The sequence below is a fragment of the Phenylobacterium sp. genome (assembly GCF_030698145.1).
Lineage (GTDB): Bacteria > Pseudomonadota > Alphaproteobacteria > Caulobacterales > Caulobacteraceae > Phenylobacterium.
The window spans coordinates 1-6,440 of record NZ_JAUYNW010000083.1 but is presented as its reverse complement, the minus strand read 5'-3'; the positions used below and the strand labels follow the sequence as shown (position 1 = coordinate 6,440).

Below are 6,440 nucleotides of genomic sequence, written 5' to 3'. Positions count from 1 at the left end.
CGAAGTGCACTTGCCCACTGGGGCGAGCATCTTCCCGAAGGAGCTTAGCAGACCCCCGCGACACTGGGCGGAGCGCATCTTCAACAACATCGTCTATTGGAACCAACCTGAGAGAGGCGGGCACTTCGCGGCATTTGAGCAACCTGTACTCTTCGTGAACGAGCTAAGGAAGTGCTTCCGCCTAATGCGATGACTCCGCTCGTTTGGCGGACGAGTAAGAACCGGGGCGAGGCTCACCGGCACTCAGGCATTGAGCCCGTACCGTCTACACCGCACCGATCAGTTTTGCGGCCGAACCGATGGCGCCGCGGCCGAAGCTGGCGGCTATTCTCGCCGACGACGTCCGGCGCACGATCGCTCAAGGAGCGAAAGCGTCCCGAGGGGAGACCCCAGAGTGGTGGAGCCGGCCCGCATCGCCGCGATCGCCGTGTCGGAAACCTGGATGAACGGCCGCCGACGCTATGCACGCTGATACTACGGGTTCACATGGCCAAGCTCAGTCTCTTGTCCGGAAGCAGACCTTCAGAAGGTCTCAGACGAGCCCCAAACAGCCATTGAACTTATGGTGCGGGCGGCCGGAATCGAACCGGCACGAGCCTCTCGGCCCTACGGATTTTCTTACCACTTCGGCTTTGGCCGCCGGCGCCGATCGTGACGGAGCCGTTCGTGGTCTGGACTATCCCTTCGCCATAGCCTGAGAAGCCTTAGGCGCCGCCCGTCTAGTCTCTACACCTTCCCCAGGATGGGGCTTGGCTCGGGATCGCCATCTGACAGGGTTCCCCGAATTTGAGCGGTTCTACGTCCGGGATTTCCCCCGGCGCACTCAATCGTTCGGCTTAAGTCCGTTGCGTCTACCAGTTCCGCCACGCCCGCTTCTGCCGTGCTGGCTGTATAGCCAGCCCGGAAGAGACCGCCAAGGCGGCCTTATAAGGCGGCGTCCGCCGCCTCCTGTCTGGCCGGCCGTTTGGCCGGCTTGGGCTTGCGCACATTGATCGCCGCCGCGTCGAGCGTCGAGGCGATGTGAGAGGCGTAGAAGGTCTGGATCATCTCCACGCTGGTCCGGCAGTTCTTGGCGATCTGATAGATATCGGCGCCTTCCATCAGCCGCAGGCAGATGTAGGTGTGGCGCAGGCTGTAGGCCGTGCGCCGCTGCCCTTCCCTGTCCTCCCGGAGATCCAACTCCTTGAGCAGCGTGTTGAAGAGTTCCCGCTGGAAGCTGGGGAACAGCCGGTCTGTCGGCTGGCCCTTGTTGCGGTCCTTCAACCGTCGGAACGGCATGACGGCGCCCGGCATGCTCTTGCAGTAGCCCACCCCTCGCTTCCCGCGGACCTTGATCTCGAGGATGCGTTCGTCCGTCGCATCATCGGTGACGATGGCGACGTCTCGATACTCCAGGCCCAGCACCTCGTCTGGACGCAGGCCCGTGTTGACCATCAAGAGGATGTAGTCGTGGAGGTTCTCGGCGGCGGTGCGCCACCGCTCCTTCTTCGGGTTCTTCGCCCGGTCGCGGGAAGCTTGGTAGAGGCGCTTGTACTCCTCGGGCGAGAACCAGGCCCGGTGGCTCACCTTCCCTGACTTCTTGTAGGGCGCCGACATGTCGGGTAGCGCCACGAGCCAACCCTTCCGGTTCGCGGTCTTCAGGATCTGGCGCAGGGTGACGATCTCGCCGTGCAGCGTGTTGCGCGCTGGGCGTTTCGGTTCGTTGGTTCGCCGGTCGCGGTTCGTCGTCGCGCGGTGGACCCGGTACTCCTGGACCAGGCCCGCCGTCACCTCCGACAGCGCCGTGCCGCCGAAGAAGGGCATCAGGTGGACCCGCACCTGCTGTTCCTTTTGCGTCATGTAGTAGTCGCTGCGCTCGCCGGCGGTGACAACCGCCGCTTCCCGCAGAAAGGCGTCGGCCGCCTGCTTGAAGGTCGGCCCGTACGCGACGGGCCGGCGGCGGCGATCGGTGAGCACCTCCGGCGCTGCGGCCGCCGGTTGAACGACGGTCTGAGAAGCAACCGGATCGACGCCGTAAGGCGGCAGGCCACGCCGCCGACGCCGCTCGTCGGTGTAGCGCTCCATGTACCAATCCCGGGCGAATTCCTTCGCGAGGACCAGACTCTCCTCGTGAGTGCTCTGCCGGTGGTTCCGGCCGCCGAGATAGGTGGAGCATTGCCAGAACCGGCTGTGCTCGCGCCGGTACAGGTGGAGCCGGCCATCCATCAACGTGTGATTGTGCTCGTCCATGGCTTCCACGGATGTAAGACATGTGTAAGTTGTATCAAGAGCGCGAGCTTGACTCAATATGCTGATTTTGCTAGGTTTTTTGAGCGCCAATTCACCCCTAGGGTGATTTCAAGTCCGGTGCGTCTACCAGTTCCGCCACGCCCGCTGACCGTGTCCGATCCATAGCCGTCCGCCCACGCCAAGGCTACCCGGCCCGGCGCTTGCTGCGTCCCGCGCCTGAGGTCCCGTTCTGGCACGGGACCCGCGGCGGTCGCGAGGGAACCATGGGCGAGACGATGCTGGCCTACGCCATCGATCAGGCCGACAACGACTGGCGCTGGAGGGTGTTCGACATCGACGGCCAGCTGGTGGCCGGCGGCCTGGCGCCCACGCAGCCGCAGGCCCAGTCCGCCGCCATCCAGGTCTTCGCCCAGCCTCCGGCCCAGCGCCTGCGCGCCGTCGTCGGCCGCGCCTAGGCGGTTTCCTTGGCCTTGGCCGCCATGCGGGCGATCAGGGCGCGGCGCTCCTCCAGTCCGCGATGCAGCTCCACCAGAGTGCGCGCGGCATGCTCGTTGGCCTGGATCGCGGCCCAGTAAGCGGCGACCTTGGGCGAGGCGGGAATGGGGTTCTCCACCCCCACCGTCGGGATCACGTTCTCCACCAGGAACAGGGCCGGCGCCAGGGTGCAGTCGGCCAGGGTCAGGCGCCCCGACACGGCGAACCCGTCGGTCCCGATATAGTGCTCCAGGGCCTTGAGGCCGCGGATCACCTGGCCGCTCAGCAGGTCCACCACCGCCTGGTCACGGGTCGACTTCCGCGCCTGGCCGGCCAGCATGAACATGTTGTTCATCAGATAGATGTCGGCGATTCTTGAGACGGTTCGGATGGCCGCGGTCTCCCGCGGGCTCGCCCCCAGCAGGCGCGGCTGCGGGTGGATCTCCTCGATATATTCGCTGATCACCTCGGACTCGGGGATCACATCCCCGCCCAGGTCCAGCACCGGGATGCGGGCCAGCGGCGAGACCTTGTGGAACTCCCCGGTCAGGAAGCCCGGCGGCAGCTCGATCTCGATATCGGAAATCCCCTTGGCGTAGATCTGCATCCGCACCTTGGCGGAATAGGGGCTCAAGTCCCCCGAATAGAGCTTCATTTCAAATGCTTCCCTGAAAAGGCGTCAGCGCCTCAGGCGTAATTGGCCAGGGCGTTGCCCGTAGCATCGCCGACGCCGCTGCCGCCGTCCACCGGCACGATGGCTCCGTTGACGTAGCGGGCCTGGTCGGACGACAGGAACAGCGCCATGTCGGCGATCTCGTCCTTGGTGCCATAGCGGCGCAAGGGGTTACGCTCCTTCACCCGCGCCTCGGCCTCCGCCGTGGTCGCCAGCCGCGCCATGCCCTCGGTGTCGGCGATGGGTCCGGGCGAGATGGCGTTGACCCGCACCCCGGCCGGTCCCCACTCCAGGGCCAGGCACTTGGTCAGCATGTTGATCCCGGCCTTGGCGGCGCAGACATGGGCCTGGAACAGGCTGGCCCGCTCGGCCTGCCCTGCGGTGATCGAGATCAGCGAGGCGCCGGGCCGGCGCAGGAACTCGAACGAGGCGCGCAGCACGTTGAACGTGCCGATCAGGTCGATGTCGACCACGGTCTTGAAGCCGTTGGCGCTCATCCCCAGCGCCGGGGCCACGAAATTCCCGGCCGCGCCCGACAGCACGATATCGATGGGTCCGTGTTCGTCGAAGGTGCGCTTCAGCGCGGCCTCCACGGCGGCGTAGTCGCGCACGTCGGCGGCGATGCCGATGGCCGGCTTGCCGAAGGTGGAGACCTCCTTGGCCGCGGCCTCGATCTTCTCCGGGCTGCGGCTGATCAGGACGACATTCGCGCCTGCCGCGGCGAACCGCTTGGCGATCCCCAGATTGATGCCGCTGGAGCCGCCGGCGACGAAAGCGGTCTTGCCCGCCAGTTGGGTGTCCTGAGTCATGGTGTCTTCTCCCTTTGTTGGAAGGACCCTAGACCCCGCCACCCTGGGAGAGGAAGGCTGACCCCACGTCGGCCTATCCCTATCCCTTGGGCAGCGCGGCCACCGCCTCGCGCAGGGCCTCCAGCCGCGCGGCGTCAGCCGGATGGGTCGACAGCACCTCCGGCGGCTGCGGGCGGCTGGCGGAGGTCTCCGCCAGCCGCCCGAAGAACCGCAGCGCGCCGGCGGGGTCCATCCCGGCCTCCTGCATGAGGTCCAGCCCGACCCTGTCGGCCTCCAGCTCGTGCTTGCGCGAAAAGGGCAGGATCACCCCATAGGTGGCCCCCATGCCCAGGGCGCCGGCGATGTCGCCTGCGTGTTCGGCGTATTCGCCGTTGGCCAGCAGCACCTGGACCAGGCCGACCCCCACCTCCATCGCCAGTTGCTGGCTGACCCGCTCGGCGGGATGGCGGGCGATGATGTGGCCGATCTCATGGCCGATCACCGCGCCCAGCTCGTCGTCGTCCTTCACGAACTCCATCAGGCCGCGGAAGGTCGCGACCTTGCCGTTGGGCAGGACGAAGGCGTTGATCTCCGGCCGGTCGAACACCGTGAACTCCCAGGCCAGATCGTCGCGGCCGCTGGCCTTGGCGAGCTTGCTCCCCACCCGCGCCAGGCGCGCCTGCGCCGCTGGATCGGCCAGGACCGGCGCCTGGGCCCGCACCTGCGCCCAGGCCTGGTCGGCCATCAGGGTGAGCTGATCGTCGGGCACCGGCGCGAACTGGCGGCGCCCGGTGGCCGCGTTCTCCGAACAGCCCGCGACCAACACGCCGCAGGCCAGCCCCGCCAGCATGCCGCGTCGGGTGGCGCAGGCGCAGTTCATTCGCCCGCCTTGGCCGCGGCTTCCCATTCCCGGAAGTCCGGCGTCGCCAGCAGCCGGCTCATATAGGCGCCGCAGCGTCCGTCATCGCCGTAGTCGCTCAGGTGCACGCCATAGGTCCGGAGCCGCGTCGCCACCGGGGTGTAGAACGCGTCCACGATCCCCCACTCCCCGCACAGGAACGGCCCGCCCGAGCGCGCCAGCAACTCCGACCAAAGGGCCGCGATCCGGTGGATGTTCTTCTGGGTGGCCTCCGTCAGGTTCGCCACGTGGGGCGCCGCGTCCAGGGCCATGGGGCACTCGCCGCGCAGGGACTGGAAGCCGGAATGCATCTCGCTGGCGGCCGCCCGCGCCAGGGCGCGCAGGGTCGGATCGGCCGGCCACAGCCCCGCCTGGGGGAAGCGCTCGGCCAGATATTCGCAGATCGCCAGCGAGTCCCAGACCACCAGGTCTCCGTCCTTCAGCGCCGGCACCAGCCCGGAGGGCGAGTGCGGCAGGATCTCGGCCTCGGTCTGGTTATGCTCCTGGCGCAGGCCGATCAGGGTCTCGGTGAACGGCGCCCCGGTCTTCTTCAGCGCCAACCACGGGCGCAGCGACCAGGTCGACCACCGCTTGGTTCCGATAACGAGTTCCATGGCTGCTCCATTTCCTTAGGGTCAGCCTATTGCCCAATGAGGGGGGCGATCGGCTACAGTGGCTTCAACAATAAGAATTTCAGTTCGTCATTTCCGAGGAAACGCTTTCATGACCGAGACCGCCGCACCGTCGGCCGAACCGATTATTACCCCCGCTACGTCCACGATCAGCGCCGCGCCGTTCTCCCCGGCCTATACGCGCTACGCGATGTTCCTGCTGCTGGGCATCTACATCGTCAATTTCCTCGATCGCGCCGTGATCAATATTCTGGCCGAGCCGATCAAGAACGAACTCCACCTCGCCGACTGGCAACTCGGCCTGATGAGCGGCCTGGCCTTCGCCATCTTCTACACCGTGCTGGGCATCCCCATCGCCCGCCTGGCCGAGCGCAAGAACCGCCCCATCATCATCGGCACGGCCGTGGCGGTCTGGTCGGGCTTCACAGCCCTGTCGGGCCAGGCCAACAGCTTCGTCACCCTGGTCCTCTGCCGCTTCGGCGTGGGCGTGGGCGAGGCCGGCTGCACTCCGCCCGCCCACTGTCTGATCGCGGATTACGTGCCGTTGGTTTTGGGGGGGGCGGCCCTGGCCTTCTATTCCATGGGCACGCCGCTGGGCGGCCTGCTGGGCCTGGTCTTGGGCGGGCTGGTGGCCGACGCCTATGGCTGGCGCGCCGCCTTCCTGGTGGCCGGCCTGCCGGGCATCCTCTTCGCCCTGCTCTGCTGGTTCACCCTCAAGGAGCCGCGCAAGATCCTGGCCGCGCACA

At 67.0% G+C, this 6,440-nt stretch carries 7 protein-coding genes; 2 read left to right on the top strand and 5 right to left on the bottom strand.

Features of this window, described 5'->3' with window-relative positions:
• Positions 1–924: 924 nt before the first annotated feature.
• On the bottom strand, positions 925–2,229 hold the full coding sequence (locus Q8Q77_RS12355; RefSeq protein ID WP_305583880.1) for a tyrosine-type recombinase/integrase: 1,305 nt from the start codon (positions 2,227–2,229) through the stop codon (positions 925–927).
• Between the two features lie 263 nt (positions 2,230–2,492).
• Between Q8Q77_RS12355 and Q8Q77_RS12350 the strand changes: the two genes are divergently transcribed.
• Positions 2,493–2,684, top strand: a complete 192-nt coding sequence (locus tag Q8Q77_RS12350; RefSeq protein ID WP_305583879.1) for a hypothetical protein — start codon at positions 2,493–2,495, stop codon at positions 2,682–2,684.
• Here the strand turns inward: Q8Q77_RS12350 and Q8Q77_RS12345 are convergent.
• The 4 genes from Q8Q77_RS12345 to Q8Q77_RS12330 all read right to left on the bottom strand — a co-directional run bounded on the left by Q8Q77_RS12345 (position 2,681) and on the right by Q8Q77_RS12330 (position 5,676).
• Complete coding sequence (locus Q8Q77_RS12345) at positions 2,681–3,358, bottom strand: glutathione S-transferase family protein (protein ID WP_305583878.1); 678 nt, start codon at positions 3,356–3,358, stop codon at positions 2,681–2,683. The two genes, Q8Q77_RS12350 and Q8Q77_RS12345, sit on opposite strands and share 4 nt — an antisense overlap.
• 32 nt (positions 3,359–3,390) lie before the next feature.
• The gene (locus tag Q8Q77_RS12340) at positions 3,391–4,185 is read right to left on the bottom strand and encodes an SDR family oxidoreductase (RefSeq protein WP_305583877.1); all 795 of its coding nucleotides are present in this window, start codon (positions 4,183–4,185) and stop codon (positions 3,391–3,393) included.
• A gap of 79 nt (positions 4,186–4,264) precedes the next feature.
• On the bottom strand, positions 4,265–5,044 hold the full coding sequence (locus Q8Q77_RS12335) for a M48 family metallopeptidase (RefSeq protein ID WP_305583876.1): 780 nt from the start codon (positions 5,042–5,044) through the stop codon (positions 4,265–4,267).
• Positions 5,041–5,676: a glutathione S-transferase family protein gene (locus Q8Q77_RS12330; protein ID WP_305583875.1), complete on the bottom strand. Its 636-nt coding sequence runs from the start codon at positions 5,674–5,676 to the stop codon at positions 5,041–5,043. The genes Q8Q77_RS12335 and Q8Q77_RS12330 overlap by 4 nt, the downstream gene beginning before the upstream one ends.
• Positions 5,677–5,785: 109 nt before the next feature.
• Between Q8Q77_RS12330 and Q8Q77_RS12325 the strand changes: the two genes are divergently transcribed.
• On the top strand, positions 5,786–6,440 hold a 655-nt coding region (locus tag Q8Q77_RS12325; protein ID WP_305583874.1), incomplete at its 3' end, for an MFS transporter.